The 215-nt window shown below is 34.9% G+C and carries 1 pseudogene; it reads right to left on the bottom strand.

From position 1 onward, the window contains the following. Positions 1 to 119 (bottom strand): annotated as a pseudogene (locus V6260_RS19170) (S-(hydroxymethyl)glutathione dehydrogenase); the annotation flags it as partial. Between the last annotated feature and the right edge of the window lie 96 nt (positions 120 to 215).

The following is a 215-nucleotide window of genomic DNA, read 5'->3' as shown; positions in this document are numbered from 1 at the left end:
GCGGTAATTTTTACCATTACTTCGCCTTTTTTACGCCTCATCACATCAACTTCTTCAACACTAAGTGGTTGATTAGTGCCCCAAGCAATCGCCGCTTTTGATTTATTAAATTCAGACATGTGTTTTATTTCCTTTAACTGGCTATTAAAAAATTATTGTAGACCCACTTTGCTTGGGTGATGGGCTTATTGTATTTGTTTCTGAAATAATGATAA

This window comes from Pseudoalteromonas aliena (assembly GCF_038155085.1).
In the GTDB taxonomy this organism is placed as follows: domain Bacteria; phylum Pseudomonadota; class Gammaproteobacteria; order Enterobacterales; family Alteromonadaceae; genus Pseudoalteromonas; species Pseudoalteromonas aliena_A.
The sequence above is the reverse complement of the archived record's forward strand: the minus strand, read 5'-3'. Positions and strand labels throughout refer to the sequence as shown.